We start from the raw sequence: 17816 nt of genomic DNA on the forward strand, positions 1-17816 counted from the left end.
GTTTTAACGGACTTAAGCTATTAGACAGTGGCTGATAGCCACTGGCGGTTTTGGCAACTAGTGCAAGATCTGAGTTTAACCTAATTAACTGAACCTTTGAATACAACTTGATTATCTTTCACTTCCATATCGTTGACTTTCAATTGTCCCATTTCCACAGCGATATTGAGTTTTTGGGCTAGTTTTTCTTGAGGAACACCTAATTTATTTGCTAATTCGGCAACAGTGAAACTTAAGTTGCCGATTTTGACTTCTGGATTATTACCTAATGTCAATTTACCGTTTTCTATAGTTGGTTTTCCTGATAAACCAACATAAATATCTCGATCCTTAGCAAAAGGTAATTTAGTTAGTGCTTTTTCTAAAACAGCTTTTTCCTTGCCATTTGTCGGTAATTCTGATAGATTAACAACTGTTCCTGTTTCGATCTTACCCTCTTTGATCGTAGTATGAACATGAGGCAAATTGGCAATATCTTGACTCTTATCCATTCTTTCAGATAGTTCAACTATCATCATATCGTTAAATTCGCGATCGCTAAATCCTATTTCTACGTTTTTAGGGTTAGCGCTTGCTGAATTATCTGAGGCAACGGATAATACTGATTCTGGTGAATTATTACTGGATTTATTAGATTCAGCTACATTACCATATATTTTGGCTTGCAATCTGGATTTAGCAGCGATAATATCAGATCGATCGACTAATTCAACTTGTTTCCGTTGATTACCAGACTTACTACTATACCACGCAGGCAGTTTAGTTGCTTGTAGCCAATAGTAGTAAAGAGATATGCCTCCTGCACAAGTAAATAGGAAAAATATCAGGAAAAACTTTCTGATCGCTCTTTTTTGAGAAATGTTCATGATATAGCAACCCACGGTGAGGAAAAGGAACAATTCATTTTGATGTTGCAGGCGTGTACCACCAACTTCTCCTCACGGCTTTGGTGACTGGTATAAAATGATTGGAGGAGTAGGGTATTTTAGGAATTCGGTAGTTTCACTAGTCTGGCAACCTGATTTTTCTATTATAGACAACCTATCTCAGTGAATGTCCACAACTTTACTCAATCTTCATAAAATGTCCATAACTTTACTCAAACTTTATAAAAGATTGACAACTTTACTAAAGCTTTATAATCAGTATGTAATATCATGCCCACCCTACAGTTATTGATATTGGTGTAAGATCTCAGTATTATCGTAAAAATTAGCATTAAGAAACCCGGTTTCTTCGAGAAACCGGGTTTCTTGGTTTAAGGTTTATTTACCAATAATAGCAGCAGCCGGAGGCAACGCTAATTTAGACGCTGGATTTGGCTGATGTGATACAGGAGTATCACCGATTAATCCTCCTTCCTCAGAGACATCTTGAAGTAAAGCTTCTCGAATCAGTCGCGCTATTAATCTTTGTGCTAATCCACCTGCTATTTTTTGTCCCATTTCCTGAGTTTCTGGCTTGATTAAAAGCTGGGGAATCATCTGTATTAGCTGGATGGGATCGAAACCGGGTGTCTTACTGAGAATTTCCCAAATTCGCTTAATATGATCTGCACTTTGAGGAAGTTCGACAATTTTTTCTGGTGTCTTCTTTTTCTCAACCCAACCCAACTGTACTTTCACCGAATAGGTGAGTCTGTCTAACGTCTGACGGCCAAAAGTATCGGTGGCTTTAATAATTTCTTGAATCAACTGTTCCCGAATTAGCGTACCTCGCTCTGAGAAGATAAATTCTAGGGTTTGATTCAATACATTATTTAGATCGTAATCTGACGACTGGGCGGCATTTTTCAACAGATTTTCTAACCGATTCCAGCGGAAACTACCATCTTTGATGAGTAAATCTTTTAGAGATGCTCGCAATTCAGGGGACGAGTCTGTTAATAATCGTTTGGCTACATAAGGATAGGCTTTACTTAGTACCTTAAAGTTCGGATCGATACTAATCGCAATCCCTTCCAATGTAACTAAGGAACGAATAATCAGTGCGTAGTAAGCAGGTACTCGGAAGGGATATTCATACATTACTTCCGATAACTGATCTGTGATACTCTTAAAATTTAGTTCCGCTACACTAGCACCTAATGCGTCTTTAAACACATTCTCTAGGGCTGGAATAATTGGAGTTAAATCTGTCTCGGGGGTGAGAAACTCTAGGGTGACATAATCATTAGCCAATCCCACAAAATCACGATTGACTAAATGTACGACAGCTTCGATTAAACCATACCGTTGATAAGGCTTAACTTGGCTCATCATGCCAAAATCAAGATAGGCTAGTTTACCTTCAGGGGTAGCTAATAAATTACCAGGATGAGGATCGGCATGGAAAAACCCATGTTCTAATAATTGCCGTAAGGAACATTGTACCCCAACTTCAACCAAGTACCTGACATCAAGTCCTTGAGCTGCAATCTCATCCATTTTAGTCAGCTTTGTCCCCGTTATCCACTCCATAGTTAGGACGCGCTTTCCCGTATATCCCCAATAAATTCGCGGCACATAAATATCTGGGATATGACCATAAAGTTTAGCAAATAATTCGGCATTTCTTCCTTCCTGAGTGTAGTCCATCTCCTCATAGATGCGGGCACCAAATTCATCCATAATTGCGACTAAATTGCTCCGCACCCGCTTCACATTCTTTTGCACCCAGCCAGCTAGACTTCTAAGAATGTAAAGATCCAGGGTAATCAGTCGATCTAATCCTGGGCGCTGCACCTTAACAGCCACAATTTCCCCGGTTTTTAGCTTACCTTTGTAAACTTGTCCCAGGGATGCTGCGGCAACTGGATCTGGAGTTAATTCCGCATATATTTTATCTGGGCTATCGCCTAATTCTTCCTTGATAAACTGATAGGCTAATTCATTAGAAAATGGTGGCAATTGATCTTGGAGTCTGGATAATTCTTCTAAAAATACTGGTGTAACTAAATCTGGGCGTGTGGATAGTGCCTGTCCTACTTTAATATAGGCTGGTCCCAAATTAGTCAATAGTGTTCGCAACTGAATTGCTCGCCGTCGCTCATTTAATGAATTCCGCCCCCGAAAGCGATCCCACCAGATATTAATCGCAAATAATAGTACAGGAAAGGTGATGTTTAATATCCGCCTCAAGACTGTCAGGGGGGCTTTGCGGTATTGCTCGGCAATTGCTACGGGGTTGTAGCGCATTCCTTCTGTATCTGCGATGGGGGCAGTTTCTGCGACAGGGGCAGTTTCTGGCATCTGGGGTTTATTTGGCGCTACCGCGTCGCTGCCCTCATACTCGATCGCTATTGCTTCCTTTGAGTCTGGTACTATCGCTATTTTCACTGCTGTTTTCACTGGTGTTTTCACTGCTATTTTAATATCTTTTTCCTGCAAAATGACTATAGATCGTATTAATTAAGAAGCAATCTCGTCAATCCATTATTTTGTGCTATAATAGTAGTCCGCTTCTTCTTGACTTTCAGATTATTGTTGTAGCATTGCCGTCAGATCGTTTCAGTAATTATATACTAGGTAAACTTCAAAGGATTTAAGAGAAGTCAGGGGTAAGTCAAATAGCCTCTAACCACTCAAGCAAAATCATTATGGCTAATTTTCTGCCAATATTGGCTTTTGCCACTCTCCCGTGAGGTTTCTATGAAACTATTACCTTATGACTCTTTTACCATTCAGACTAGAGATCCCTTACCTCTGATTCTACAAAGACTGAATACTAAAGTTGAAGCACCCAGAATTAGATTCGGATTCTCTCACCACCATGCCCTTTATCAGGGAACCGTATCCGAGGGTGAATTTAAAATTACTCGTATCATTAACTATCGTAATTCATTCTTACCTATAATTCGAGGAAGTTTTGAACAGCAACCAGATGGCACGACAATAATACATATTACAATGGGACTCCATCCCTTTGTCATGGCTTTTTTATGGTTTTGGTATTTGACATGGTACAGCGGCTCAATACCAATAGTATTTATTGGTGGAATGCCCAGTATCATAGCGGTACCTTTGATCGGTTTACCTATCCTAATTTTGGCTGCATTTTGGTATGGATTCTGGTTTGAAGCAGACAGAAGCCGCCGTGAAGTAACGGAGATAATTCTTGGCGAAATTGGGCTGGAGAATAATGAGGGCGATCGCAAAAATAGTACTTGGCTAAGAAAGATAGCGCAAGGGATTGGGATCGTACTGTTTGTTGCGATAACTTTCACAATCTTGAGAATAAGTTTCCTACCCTTTTTATCCGTTGAAACTAAAGAGATAACTCACCCTTGTCAAAGCGAACAAACTCATTCCCCCTACTGTGACTTCTCCCTTATTCGCACCATCACAAATCATCCATCAGCATCTGTTATTGCCATCAGCGCCGATAGTCGCACCCTAGTTAGTGGTGGTGATGATAAAGCGATCAAAGTCTGGGATATAGCAACAGGAAAATTACAGAAAACATTGCAAAGTGATTCTGGCAAAGTTCTCTCTTTAGCAATTAGTCATGATGGCAAAACTGTAGTTAGTGGCAGTGGCGATAGAATGGTACGGGTGTGGAATATTACTACAGGTAAAAGGCAAGCAATCTTTAAAGGGCATGACAATGATGTCACTTCTATCGCTATTAGTGAAGATGGCAAAACTATTGCTAGTGGTAGTTGGGGGCTAATCGAAGTATGGGATCTCGCCACAGGCAAACTAAAATTTACCTTGCCAGATGATACCCTAAAAAAGAAGGTTACCATCGGTTTTATCACTATCGATAATGAACCCTCTCGCACAGGAATAGTAGAGATTAGTGAGGATGGAAAAACCGCGATTATTGTTAACTATAATAATATGGTAGAAGTCTGGGATCTCACTACAGGTAAGCTGCAAAATTCTTTCAAAGAGGGTTTTGGTAGCAATCTGTCTGCTAATCTTAGTTCAGATGGAAAGGTAGCAGTTATTCAATATCAAACTTATAATCATGGGGGCAAAACTAAAGTCTGGGATTTAACCACAGGAAAGGAAAAAGCTAGTCGAAGTGTCACCGCATCTTCAATTAATGCTATTCCTATGACATTGAATAAGGATAAAATGATTGGGAGTAGTAATAAAGCCATTCAAGTATGGAATCTTAATACTGCCAAATTAGAAGCCTCTATCGATACAGGATTGCTGAGTAATATTGCAATTAGTCTCGACAGTAAAACATTAGTTGGTATTACAGGCGATCCCAGTTTAATGGATGCCCAGATTAAAGTATGGCAAAGAAAAGGAGACAAATGATGTTTAGGAGAGAAGAATAGGCAGTTTATAATAAAAAACATCTAGATAAATTACGGCTTTTTAACATTTAAGTCTAACAGATCCTATTACTTCGGAAGCAGCCAGTTTTCTACGTTTAGGGCAGGTATCCGCTCAAATTCACGGACATTTGCCGTAACAAGTGTTAGGTTAAGAGCCAACGCATGGGCAGCAATTAATAAATCATTTGGGCTAACAGGTGTTCCAGCTTGCTCCAAATGGGTACGAATTTCCGCATAGTGTAGATCTACAGGTGTTTCTAGGGACAAAATAGGTAACACATCAAGGATACATTCTAGTTGCTGAAAAAGACGAGAAGAACGGCTTTTAGCTGCACCAAATCGGAGTTCACATGCCACAATAATGCTGGTACAAATCCTGTCTTCTCCTACAGTTGCAATGCGCTGAAATACTAAACCTTGAGGCTGTTTGACCAAATCGGAAATGATGTTGGTATCGAGCAGGTATTGATAAGTCATCGGTTAATTTTAAAGCGCAATGTCATCAAGTGGTAGTAACCCTTCATCCACGTCAGGAAAATTGTCTGTAATTTCTACCAAAGTGGTAAGTAGTGAAAGTAGAGATCCGGGACGAATAGGTTCGATAATTAATCGATTACCTTCTTTTCTTAATAAAACTTCTGTACCAGGTAGGGCAAATTTATAGGGAATTGTCAGGACTTGATCTTGTCCATTGCGCAAGAGATAAGCATGACATGAGTTGGGCATAAATTAATCTCCTTATCAAAATAATTGCCATTTACATTAAAACAATGTACGTCTAATTACACCTGATTGATATGAAGTAACCTGAATGATTTGTGCCTTGTACCGATAACATTTAATCTGTATCCTTCTCCACTATACTAAAGCTCATACCGAGTCGCGGTCTAATGTTTCCTTGTAGAGCAGACGGGATGCCTGGGATTGACACCCAGGACACTTAGCCCCAACAGGCGGGATGCCCATCATTAACAGGCGGGACACCTGTTCTACAATAAACCTGTCTAAAATAGAATCTTAAACCATTTTTAAGCTACCATTGAAAACCTAATTACTGGAGAAGCACATTGAATATTTTAACATAATTTTCTATCAATTACTCAGCCCAATACCACCATCCATTTTCTATGCTATTATCTTTACGAATTGAAAACTTTGCCTTGATCGATAAATTAGAAATAGAATTTGCACCCGGACTAAATGTATTAACGGGCGAAACCGGAGCAGGGAAATCTATTATTTTGGATGCCATTGATATTGTATTAGGCGGAAAAGTTACTAATCGATTGATTCGTACTGGGAGCAAACGTGCTTTAGTAGAAGCTAATTTCCGTATAGACTCTTCCCTGATAGCTTGGTTGAGCGAACAAGAAATAGATTTGCTCGATGAAACGGATTTAATTTGTAGTAGAGAAATTACCAATGATACCACTCGCAGTACCAAAGGAGAGCGGAGTAACTTGCGATCGCGCTCCAGAGTTAATGGTATTGTAGTCAACCGCCGCTTAATGGAGCAATTGCGCGATCGCTTAGTAGAAATTACCGCTCAAGGTCAAACAGTACAGCTTATGAGTCCAGCTCACCAACGGGGACTGTTAGATCTTTATGGCGGCTCTATAATATTACAGCAAAGAGATATTTGTGCTACTGCTTACCTAACATGTCAGGAAGCATTCCAATCTTTAGATAAACGACGACAATCAGAACAACAAAGATTACAAAGACTAGACTGGTTGGAGTATCAAATTCATGAACTTACTGCCGCGAACATTGCCGATGCTGAAGAATTGATCGGGCTAGAACAAGAAAGTCAGCGATTAAGCCATGTAGTCGATTTGCAACAGCAAAGTTATCGAGTTTATCAGGCTCTCTACCAAAATGATAGCGGCAGTCATGCTGGGGCAGACTTATTGGGACAAGCAGAAAGTATCTTAATTGATATGGTGCAATATGATGTCCAATTACAATCCATCTTAGATCTAGTCATTGGGGCGCGGATTCAGCTAGTAGAAGCTAGCCATCAAATTAATACTTATGGCGATAGTTTAGAAACAGATCCAGCACGACTGCAAGAAGTAGAAGAGCGAATACAAGCCCTCAAACAAATTTGCCGCAAATACGGACCAACCCTAGGAGATGCGATCGCCCATTACGAAAAACTATGTTCAGAATTAGCAGAATTAAGCGGTGAAGGGCAATCTTTAGAAGACTTAGAAAAAACTTACACACTTTGCCAAGAAACCCTAACAAATCATTGTACTCACCTAACCCAACTACGTCGAGGCGCAGCCATTGAATTAGAAAAACAATTAATCGCACAACTGAAACCCTTAGCAATGGAAAAAGTCCAGTTTCAAGTAGCACTCGAACCGATTACCCCCAGCGCAACAGGAGCAGATCGAGTCACATTTGCCTTCTCTCCCAATCCTGGGGAACCCCTACAACCCCTAGCAGCGACAGCATCAGGAGGGGAGATGAGCCGCTTCTTGCTAGCCTTAAAAGCCTGTTTCTCCAGGATTGGCAACGATCGGAAAACCTTAATTTTTGATGAAATTGACGCAGGAGTATCTGGTAGAGTAGCAGGTGCGATCGCAGAACGACTCCACCAACTCAGCCAACAGCACCAAGTACTCTGTGTCACTCACCAACCTTTAATTGCAGCAATGGCAGATCGACATTTCCGTGTCGAGAAACAAGCAATCGAGCCAGCATTTTTCGCCCTCGCCCACCTCAACGACGAACCCATTTTAGGCTTTGACGAACCCCCTACCGATAGTGAAGGTTCCCTTGAGCGTACAGTAGTTCGTGTCAGCCGCCTAGACCAGCTATCCCACCGCCAAGAAGAAATAGCCCTTCTTGCCGGAGGAGAATCAGGTGAAGAAGCCATGACTTTTGCCGAATCACTCCTCAACCAAGCTAAATTGAAGGGAGTAGGGAGTAGGGAGTAGGGAGTAGAGAATGGGGGAGATTTTTAATTGACAACTCAAAACGGACTTCGTCCCGCTTCGCTAACAAAACTCAAAACTCTCAAACCCATTCCCCACTCCCCATTCCCTACCCCAAACGCGAAAATTTCAGCAGAATAGTCTAGAATTGGCTCACCAGGCATAAGAAATAAATTGACACTGGTAAAACTTAGAGCTATGGATTAGTCTTATTCGTATACCACAAAAGCTCTGTCACCGCTCCGAAAAACCTATGCAGAAGTAGCTTAGTCAAGGCTGGTGAAAACTGCACAAAGTCGGGGAGTACCGATCGAGCGTCTTAACTGACTGCATTGATTTGGTGATGACACCTATAAGTGAACGCCAGCTTATAGCTCTGTCGTAGCGTAACGTGCCGTAGGCTAGGTAGTTAAGGAATTAGTGAACGGGTTTATAGCTATAATACTGCCTTCCTAACAAGCCATTTCAAGATTGACGTTAGCCCTGCACGCGCGTTAGCGCAGCAAACCTAACTGATTTATCCCCGATGGCAGAATATGCCGATCGAAGTCTCGCTCGCCAGAGCCAGACTTACTCAAAATCAACAAACTTGCCTGGCGCTGTACAGAAATCAAGTTACAGTTTCAAACAGAGATATGACAACTGCATTTTCAAAACCGTCGGCTTTGGATCGCAATGGTACTACCACCATTGATATTTCTGCTCAAGCGTCAGACGGAATTGTGCGTGAAGAAGCACAAGCATCTGCCTCTGGTGCATTAGCCACTACCACAGGAACATTTACGACATTTCTTGCTCCCCTGACGAAGGAGACTTTCCGAGAAGTCGTTACGGGTGTCGAGAAGAAACTTGAAGTAGTTCACCAAACCCTATCCATGCTGCTTACCAGCCAGGGGTTTGAGACAATTCTTCAGGAGATGTTAAATGCCATCACCTTGAAGACAGCCGAACTACTTGCCGCAGACAGAACGACTATTTTCTTACTGGATGAAGACAAAAATGAATTATTTTCGATCGTAGCAGAGGGAGGGAACGGCAAAACCATAGAATTGCGGATTCCAGCGGATCAGGGTATTGCCGGAGAGGTAGCAACTTTAAAGAAAGTTGTTAACATTCCTTATGATTTCTTTGACGATCCGCGATCCGAGGGTTCTAAAAAACTCTATAAGAAAACCGGATACCGGACTTATACAATGCTAACCATGCCCCTCGTGAACGAGCAAGACGAGGAGAAGAAATTAGTCGCGGTAGTCCAATTACTCAACAAGTTAAAAAGCGATCGCGATCCCAACGCCCCTCTTGAAGAAAAAATCGATCGAGAGGGGTTTAATGCTACAGATCAAAGACTATTTGAGGAATTTGCTCCTTCGATTCGCCTGATTTTGGAATCGTCCAAGTCATTTTACCTGGCAACTCAGCAGCAGCGGGCAGCCAACGCCCTAATCAAGGCGACGGAATCCCTAAGTAAAGCAAGTTTAGATTTAGAAGAAACCCTCAAGCGGGTGATGGAAGAAGCCCAAGAGTTGATGAACGCGGACAGATCTACCTTATGGTTGATCGATCGCGATCGCAAGGATCTCTGGACGAAAATCCCCCAAGCCAATGGCTCAATGAAGGAAATGCGCGTCCCCCTAGGCGTTGGCTTTGTGGGTAAAGTTGGGGTGACTGGTAAAGTTCTTAATGTTCCCTTCGATCTTTACGATCATCCAGACGCGGAAAATGCGAAAAACACCGATCCCCAAACAGGTTATCGCACCTGTAGCTTACTTTGTATGCCTGTGTTTAACGCCGATAAAGAGTTAATCGGTGTCACTCAATTGGTAAACAAGAAAAAGAGAGGTGAATTTCCACCTTACAATCCAGCAGATGGACAAGAAGCACCAGAATGTTGGAAGTCGAGTTTCGATCAAAGCGATATCGCTTTTATGGAGGCGTTTAATATCCAAGCAGGTGTCGCCCTGCAAAATGCCAAACTCTTTGCTACCGTCAAACAGCAAGAGCAGATGCAGCGGGATATCCTCCGCAGTTTGACTAATGGGGTGATCTCAACTGATAAATCTGGTAAGGTGATTGCCGCTAATGATAGTGCCAAGCAATTACTAGGTTTCAGTAAGGAAGACAATATCGAAGGTATGTCTGTCCCCGATTTGATCAAAATTAAAGATGGGGACTTTAAAAAATGGTTCGCGGATGCTTTAGCCGCCCAAGACGACAAAGCCCGCAATCAGTACTACCCCGATCAAACCTTAGTACCCCCCAGCAAAGAGGAACAACATAGCATTCACCTTTCGATCAACTCCATCGCTGATGCGTCAGATGCTAGCAATGTCTACGGTGCATTGGTGGTGATGGACGATATCAGCGATGAGAAACGCCTCAAGACAACCATGTATCGCTACATGACTCAAGAAGTAGCAGAAGAGTTGCTCAAAGGCGGCGAAGCGAAGATGGGAGGCGATCGCAAAGATGTGTCTGTTCTCTTCTCCGATATTCGCAGCTACACCAGCTTAACTGAAAAACTTCAGGCAGAAGAGGTGGTGAGTATGCTCAATGAATATTTTGAGTCGATGGTTGAGGCGATCTTTAAATATAAAGGTACTCTCGACAAATACATCGGCGATGCAATTATGGCAGTATTTGGTTCCCCCTTACCCCTGCCAGATCACGCCTGGAGAGCCGTGCAAACAGCAGTGGAAATGCGCCACCGATTAGCAGCGTTTAACGAAAAACGTTGCAAGGAGAACAAGGATCAAATCAATATTGGGATGGGGATTAACTCCGACAGTGTTATTAGCGGTAACATTGGCTCTAGCAAACGGATGGAGTTTACCGCCATTGGTGATGGTGTCAACTTAGGTTCTCGCTTGGAAAGTGCCAGCAAGCAATATGGCTGTGACATTATCATTAGCCAATATACCTTTAAACCTTGCGAAAAGCTAATCTGGTATAGAGAACTAGACTGCATTCGGGTAAAAGGTAAGAACGATCCTGTGAGAATCTACGAAGTCGTTGGGCTTCGTTCCGATCCAATTACCGCCGAAAGGGAGAAAATTATTGAGCTTTACCATAAAGGTCGGGAGTTATATTTAGATCGACAGTTTCGTAAAGCTTGGAACGAGTTTGCTACTATTGTAGAGGAACTCGATCCCAATGATAAATCCGCTAAGTTGCAAATGGAGCGAAGTCAGCACTTTGTCAATAGCCCGCCTCCTGATGACTGGGATGGGGTATTTACAATGACTGAAAAGTAGCGGATGAAGGATGAAGGGTGAAGGGTGAAGCTGAAATACAAGTTTTTTCAGACTTCATCCTTTGTACTTCAGACTTCATCCTTTCCACTTCACCCTTGTTACCGGATATACCTTGGGGCAATTTTAAAGTTTTCGAGAGAGTGTAGAGATTTTTGTTAGTTTAGAGTCAATTCAGTTGTAAGTTGTCAGTAGTTAACTTGTGAAATCAACAAAACAGGAGTTGACCGAAACCTCAAGTGACGAGCAATCGCCCCTGGGGGAACCTATCAAATCTACGACTTCTCCAGTAAGTCGCGGATTTGGCAAACTCTCTCAGGTTTTGTACCAACTCAAAGGGATTGGTGGCTGGGTAGTGCAGCGGAAGGCGTTGGTAACCAGTCTTGCGGTGACGGGATTACTGGTATTGGGACGGCAAATAAAAATATTAGAGCCGTTGGAACTAAATGCCTACGATCGCATGGTACAACTGCGACCAGCATTACCGCCAGACCCACGGCTATTGGTGGTGGAGGTAACCGAAGCCGATATTCGCTCTCTGGGATACCCAATCAATGATGGTTTAATTGCTCGTACCCTCCAGAACTTAGAACAGCATAAACCAGCAGCGATTGGCTTGGATATCTTGCGGGATGTCCCAATCGGAGCTGGGAACGCTGAGTTATTGAGTCAGTTCAAAAAAAACGATCGCATTATCCCCATTTGTCAAATTAGCGTCACCAAGAATTCAGGTACACTACCACCGCCAGGAGTACCGAAAGCTCAGATTGGTTTTGCTGATTTAGCCTTTGATCAAGGTGGGATTATTCGTCGGGCATTATTATTTCACCAATTTCCTGCCCCATCAGGTTGCACCACCCAGTTTTCCTTCGCCTTTCAGCTTGCATGGCGCTACCTGAAAACCAAGGGGATTGAGCCAGAAACGGTTGGCAAGGGTAAGGAGCAGCAACTAAAGCTAGGTAAATCTATATTTAAACCTCTTTTACCTAATTCGGGAGGTTACCAACAAGCGGATGCTGGGGGCTATCAAGTTTTATTGAATTACCGAACATCTGACAAGCTGGCAGATAGTGTGACAATAAGTGATGTTCTCAATAATCGGATCGATCCTAAGTTAGTCAAAAACCGTGTTGTATTAATCGGGGTGAGTGCCCCCAGTGAAAAAGATACCTTTTATACCCCCTATAGCACAAAAGGGCAGCAAATCCAGAGAATGCCCGGTGTTGTTATCCATGGTCACATTGTTAGTCAAATTCTGAGTACTGTTATTGATGGACGACGCTTATTTTGGTTTTGGCCGGAATGGGGAGAAATTGTCTGGATTTGGGTTTGGTCTCTGACTGGTGGTATCCTGGTACGGGTGGTGCGCCATCCCGGACAACTCGTGGTATTGGAAACCATTGCACTTAGTCTTTTGGCGGGAACCTCCTTCGCCTTATTTTTAGGCTCAGGATGGGTTCCTGTAGCCGTACCTAGTTTGGGGTTGATTCTGGGAGGTACTGGTGTCCTCGCTTACACAGCCTACCAAACTCAACAAGAACGTTCCGAGTTTGCTCGCCTAGTCTCAGAACGGGATAATAATATTATTGCCCTGCAAGCTCTATTAAAACAGACAACGAGTGAGTTGCAGACAAGCAATGATTTACAGACAAGAAATGAGTTACAGACAAGAAATGAGTTACAGACAAGAAATGAGTTACAGACAAGAAATGAGTTACAGACAACGCCAGCAAACTCATCGCTCCTTGAAGAAACTCTAACAGAAGACAACGACGAAACCGCGATCGCACCCGATCCCGAGTCAACCGCTGTTTGGGATACCGAAACAGTTGTCCAACCCGTTACTACTTCAGTCTCCAAAGCAAAAAATTCTAGCATCCTCGGCGGGCGTTATAAAATTAATCGGATTTTGGGTTCCGGTGGATTTGGTGTTACCTATTTAGCCGAAGATATTCAAAGACCAGGTAAACCCAAATGTGTGATTAAACAGTTAAAACCCGCCCGTCAAGATGAAAAATTCCTCGCTATTGCCAGAAGACTATTTAAGACGGAAGCGGAAATATTAGAAAAGTTAGGAACTCATCCTCAGATTCCTTTACTATTGGCTTATTTTGAAGAAGAGCGAGAATTCTATTTAGTTGAAGAATATGTTAAAGGCGATTCCATCAGCGACGAAATTCCCGTAGATCAGCGATTGCCAGAGAAAGAAGTGGTACAATTGCTCAAGGATATTTTAGAGGTTCTACTGTTTATTCACAAGAATAGTGTTATTCACCGGGACATCAAACCGAGTAATATTATTCGTCGTGAAGAAGATGGCAAAATTGTTTTAATTGATTTTGGTGCTGTTAAAGAGATTCAACCCCAAGAGCTAAGTAACCAAGAAAATGTCACGGTTGCAGTGGGGACTCGCGGTTATTCCCCACCAGAGCAATATGCAGGACATCCGAGTTTTAGTAGTGATATTTATGCAGTGGGGATGATTGGGGTTCAAGCTGTAACAGGTATTGCTCCCCATCAGTTACCTATTACTCAAGAAACAGGTGATGTGAATTGGCGAAATTTGGCGAATGTTAGTGAGGAATTTGGTAAGATTCTGGAGAATATGGTGCGATACCATTTTCCCGATCGATATCAGTCAATTACCTCAGTTATGAAGGATTTGGAGTCGTTACGCCCTTAAGTAATGTCTTAACCGCCCTGGCGGTTGCTATAACATAGAGTTAGAGCAAGGAGGAGTGGGTGTGACACCAGATTTGCAGGATTTAGAAATTTTATCAGGTGAAATTAGACACCTCAGTGGTGTTGACGCTAGTGAAGTCTTTCGCCCAAGTCTTCTCCACAATGCCCAAGCGCGATGGAGTTTTTTATTTCAAGAATTATTACTGAGTCTGGCGCTAACGCCAATTATAGTTGGCTTGCTCCATATTTTTGTGATTCTTCCCTTGTTTGGTACTTCTCTTCCGGCTACTATTATGACTCTGATTGCAGTGCCAATTGCGATCGCTACTTATCGCTGGTTATGGTTACAACGTCGCAGCCGCAAGTCTCTCGGTTATTTGTTGGATGAGGTGGATCGATATAATGCTGTAATTAAGGCTATCGATATTAACGATCAACTCCAAGCAACTCGAAAGGAGCAAGTTAGTTCGACGGACTACGCTGATGATGGTATACTCAGAGGCGGCGATCGCGGTAATGTTATTTCTGCTCTTACTCTGATTCGATCAGATTTGGTCATCGCCCTCAAAGCCGAGCGCATTCTCCGAGAAAATCAGAGTTTCTTGGTGAGTAATCCAGAATTATTGGCAAGTAATTTGACAACTTTGCAGACTTTGCAAGTACAGGATCGAGCCAGCGAATACGGGCGTTTACTCAATGAGGCTTTACAGATTGCTACTGATGTCTCGGAGGAGATGAGAAAGTTAAAAAATCGCCGCTGAAAATCGTCACTGATGGGTTCCATTCTCCTCTTCTCATACGCCTGCAATCCGCTGTAAATCTTTGATATACTGTCTTAATACAGGTGAAATAGTATAAAAATTTCCCTGTTGCTCAATCAAACACCGCCGCGATAAAGATTGCAGCGCATTTAGTAAATCAGACGGCAAACTTATCCCATTTTCTAGTAATTTCGCCAGATTGACTGGTTCGCTTTCTTTCGCCAACAATGACATAACTTCTTTTTCTATTTCGGATAGGCGACTAAACTGTTCATCTAAAACATCTTTTAAATCTTCTGGCAATAATATAGTATCTAATGGTAATAACTCTGTCACGCATCCTCCCAACTCAAGAATTAGAGTCGCCACGCTTTTTAACCATAAAGGATTTCCTTGGTAGCGGTGAATGAGTGTTGAGTAATTCTCAATTTCTGCTAATCCGTAATCTCGGAGTATTTCCCCTGCGGCAGCGCTATCTAAACCTGTGAGTTGTAAGGTACGGATGGGATTATTTTGGCTTTTAACTTGAGTTACTTCTCTGGGTTGTTCCCAACCGATTAACAGAAAGCAACTTTGATGGGATAATTTTTTTATTTGTTTGAAAAAAGAGCGATATTCTTCATATCCAGGTTTATACTTTCCTGCCAATTCACCGCTACTGAAAAGGTTGTGAATATCATCTAATACGACTAAACAGCGATGGTTTTGTAAATATTTAATTAGGGGTAAAGGTTTTTGGTTAGTTGTAGGTGAATCTAGATTTTCTGACTGAGAGAGAAAAACTGGATTAGTTGATCTTGAAATTCTGTTAGGGTGGGCGATGATTCTAGATTGCACCAAATTACATATTGAAATTCATCTTTTATTTGTTGTACGAGTTGCGCTGCTAATGTGGTTTTGCCGATACCGCTGATACCTGTAAGTGCGATTAGGCGGCAGCGTTGTTGTAAAATCCAGGTGGTGAGGGTTTCGAGTTGGGGGGTGCGTGAAGCGAAGCTATCGCCGTTAGGCGAATCGTAGAAATTACCCAACTCCGGCATTTCGCTTAAATCTTGATGTAGGGTTGGGGTTTGTTTTGGGTTGGAGGTTTCTTGATTTGGTGGGTGTGAGTTTGGGGTATCTGGTGGGTGTTTGGCTTCTCCACAATAATTAACTAAGCCTATTTGCGCAGAGTCTTGTGCAAAATGTGAAACTATCGAAACTTGCAACCTTTCCATTGCGGAGTGAAAATTTGATTTTCTAACTTTTTCACCTAACTCTTCTGAAAGTAGCCGCCATAATTCGGAACCCGCATTTCTAACACTACTTTCAGAACAGTCAAAATCCTTAGCTATTTCCTTGTATGTCTCCCGTTGTAGAGTCCCTCTCAGTACCGCTTTTTGTAAGTCGTCAAGGTGTTGACCTGTTTTAGCGAATATTATCTCATCAGCGAATTTTAACACTTCTTTAAGGTTCATCGGTTTAGGTAGACACCAAAATTTTCTGTATTATAACTCACATTTACGGCTTTTTAGTACATTTTTGGACAAAAATAGATTCAGGAGAATGAAAGTGTCGGCAAAATTGAACATTTCTTTTATTAAAATAATTCGGATTTCTCAGAACTAGAGGAGAAGTAGTAAATAGTTAACTTAGGGATTAAACCCTTGCAGTTTTTTATCTTAGATAGAGTAAACCCCGCGTAATGAAGGTTGAAAACAACATGAATAATAGGGCTTTTCGTGCCATTTTTTTCTTGATTATTCTCATTATTTACTTGATTTGTGCAGTTTATCTCATTTTGTGGATATTTTCTTCTCCAATTTTAAGTCAGGAAGCTGCTGTAGCTGTTATACTTTTCATATTGACTCCAGTTGGAGCGTTGTTATTTAAGCCTATCAGAAAAAGATTGGAGGTTTGGATCGAGGACTTACTCCCCAGCGAAGACAAAGACATCGACAAATCAATTTATAGGATTTTAATTTTTGGTCGTCATGGGAGTGGTAAAACTACTTTTCTAGAAACCGCTTTTACATGGATAAATCCAGCAGATTCACAGAGAAAATCAACTCCAGACTTTAACTATTATCGTTTCCGACTTCAGCTACAGAGAAAAGAGGTAAAGTTGGGTGAATATACTAAGGTGGAAGTAGCGGATTACAAAGGGCAAAAACCGAGCCAGGTAATAATTAACAATTCGGCAGATTTTTTCGGACCTAAAGGCAGTCGCGTACTTAATGCGATTATATTCATTGTAGATCTTGTCCCTAGAAAAGTTGACGAACATGGCAACCCCCTTAATGATGAATCTCTACTTGAATGGCTTAAGAACGGAAATATGTTAGATAAAATCAAAGAAAGGGTTGAAGAACACAATCAATACATCAATCAAGTATCCTTAGAATTACTTTTTAGCAGCTTACACAGCCAGAACTTGAAAAGTATTATCTTTGTGATTAACAAAAAAGACTTAATTGAGAAGTTGATTAATGACGGATATTTAACAACCAATTTTAGTGATTTCAAAGAGTATGCTAAACATCTTTTCAATCCGATGATTCAAAACATTAATAAGGCTTGCACTCAAAATGAGATAGAAGATTTTTCTAACAATGATTCTTCGGTTTTTACAGTCAGTGCAAGAAGTAACGATGAGTTGCGCCCGTTAATCGTCCGTCTATTAAAAACAAGGAGTTAAATATGTCTGAAGAGAAACCGAAATATAGCGATTTTGAAGATGGCATAGACTATCGAGTTATCAAGTCTTATGGACGTGCAACTAGAACCCCTATACGCAAATCCTTAATTTATGCCTTAGCTTTTGTTATAGTCATATTTTTAATTACAAGATGTGACGGAGGACAGGTTAGTGATTTAGAAACAAAGGTAACTAACTTAGAAACAAAGGTAACTAACTTAGAAACAAAGG

13 protein-coding genes are annotated in these 17816 nt (G+C 41.6%); 7 read left to right on the forward strand and 6 right to left on the reverse strand.

Annotation, left to right across the window (positions count from 1 at the left end; genetic code table 11):
• Positions 1–80: 80 nt before the first annotated feature.
• Positions 81–866 carry a hypothetical protein gene (locus NJ959_RS01125; protein ID WP_254009898.1) on the reverse strand — a complete coding sequence of 262 codons (786 nt, stop codon included), beginning with the start codon at positions 864–866 and terminating at the stop codon, positions 81–83.
• 399 nt (positions 867–1265) lie between these two features.
• Entirely contained in the window at positions 1266–3347 is a 2082-nt protein-coding gene (locus NJ959_RS01130; RefSeq protein WP_373693582.1) for an ABC1 kinase family protein, read from the reverse strand.
• 282 nt (positions 3348–3629) lie between these two features.
• Here NJ959_RS01130 and NJ959_RS01135 point away from each other — a divergent pair, with 282 nt between their 5' ends.
• A complete protein-coding gene (locus NJ959_RS01135; protein ID WP_254009900.1) occupies positions 3630–5252 on the forward strand; it encodes a WD40 repeat domain-containing protein in 1623 nt (540 codons plus the stop codon).
• Positions 5253–5338: 86 nt separating this feature from the next.
• Here the strand turns inward: NJ959_RS01135 and NJ959_RS01140 are convergent, their stop codons facing one another.
• Together NJ959_RS01140 and NJ959_RS01145 are read right to left on the reverse strand one after the other, a co-directional pair.
• Entirely contained in the window at positions 5339–5749 is a 411-nt protein-coding gene (locus tag NJ959_RS01140) for a type II toxin-antitoxin system VapC family toxin (RefSeq protein ID WP_254009901.1), read from the reverse strand.
• A 9-nt stretch (positions 5750–5758) separates the two neighbouring features.
• Entirely contained in the window at positions 5759–5998 is a 240-nt protein-coding gene (locus tag NJ959_RS01145) for an antitoxin (RefSeq protein WP_254009902.1), read from the reverse strand.
• Positions 5999–6399: 401 nt separating this feature from the next.
• Between NJ959_RS01145 and recN the strand changes: the two genes are divergently transcribed.
• The 4 genes from recN (at position 6400) to NJ959_RS01165 (ending at position 14908) form a co-directional block, all read left to right on the forward strand.
• Complete coding sequence (gene recN, locus NJ959_RS01150) at positions 6400–8220, forward strand: DNA repair protein RecN (RefSeq protein ID WP_254009903.1); 1821 nt, start codon at positions 6400–6402, stop codon at positions 8218–8220.
• A gap of 632 nt (positions 8221–8852) precedes the next feature.
• Positions 8853–11468, forward strand: a complete 2616-nt coding sequence (locus NJ959_RS01155) for a GAF domain-containing protein (RefSeq protein WP_254009904.1) — start codon at positions 8853–8855, stop codon at positions 11466–11468.
• 199 nt (positions 11469–11667) lie between these two features.
• Positions 11668–14148, forward strand: coding sequence for a CHASE2 domain-containing protein (locus NJ959_RS01160; RefSeq protein ID WP_254009905.1), 2481 nt, complete (start codon positions 11668–11670; stop codon positions 14146–14148).
• Between the two features lie 61 nt (positions 14149–14209).
• Positions 14210–14908, forward strand: coding sequence for a hypothetical protein (locus NJ959_RS01165; protein ID WP_254009906.1), 699 nt, complete (start codon positions 14210–14212; stop codon positions 14906–14908).
• A 33-nt stretch (positions 14909–14941) separates the two neighbouring features.
• On the opposite strand, the gene NJ959_RS31010 is transcribed toward NJ959_RS01165, so the two are convergent.
• Together NJ959_RS31010 and NJ959_RS31015 are read right to left on the reverse strand one after the other, a co-directional pair.
• A complete protein-coding gene (locus NJ959_RS31010; protein ID WP_507237476.1) occupies positions 14942–15745 on the reverse strand; it encodes a hypothetical protein in 804 nt (267 codons plus the stop codon).
• A complete protein-coding gene (locus tag NJ959_RS31015; protein ID WP_507237477.1) occupies positions 15664–16365 on the reverse strand; it encodes an ATP-binding protein in 702 nt (233 codons plus the stop codon). The genes NJ959_RS31010 and NJ959_RS31015 overlap by 82 nt, the downstream gene beginning before the upstream one ends.
• Before the next feature lie 227 nt (positions 16366–16592).
• Between NJ959_RS31015 and NJ959_RS01175 the strand changes: the two genes are divergently transcribed.
• Both NJ959_RS01175 and NJ959_RS01180 read left to right on the forward strand, forming a co-directional pair.
• The gene (locus tag NJ959_RS01175; protein WP_254009907.1) at positions 16593–17585 is read left to right on the forward strand and encodes a hypothetical protein; all 993 of its coding nucleotides are present in this window, start codon (positions 16593–16595) and stop codon (positions 17583–17585) included.
• A gap of 2 nt (positions 17586–17587) precedes the next feature.
• On the forward strand, positions 17588–17816 hold a 229-nt coding region (locus tag NJ959_RS01180; RefSeq protein WP_254009908.1), incomplete at its 3' end, for a hypothetical protein.

Origin of the sequence: Limnofasciculus baicalensis BBK-W-15, from assembly GCF_024178385.1 — a bacterium.
Taxonomy (GTDB): Bacteria; Cyanobacteriota; Cyanobacteriia; order Cyanobacteriales; family Coleofasciculaceae; genus Limnofasciculus; species Limnofasciculus baicalensis.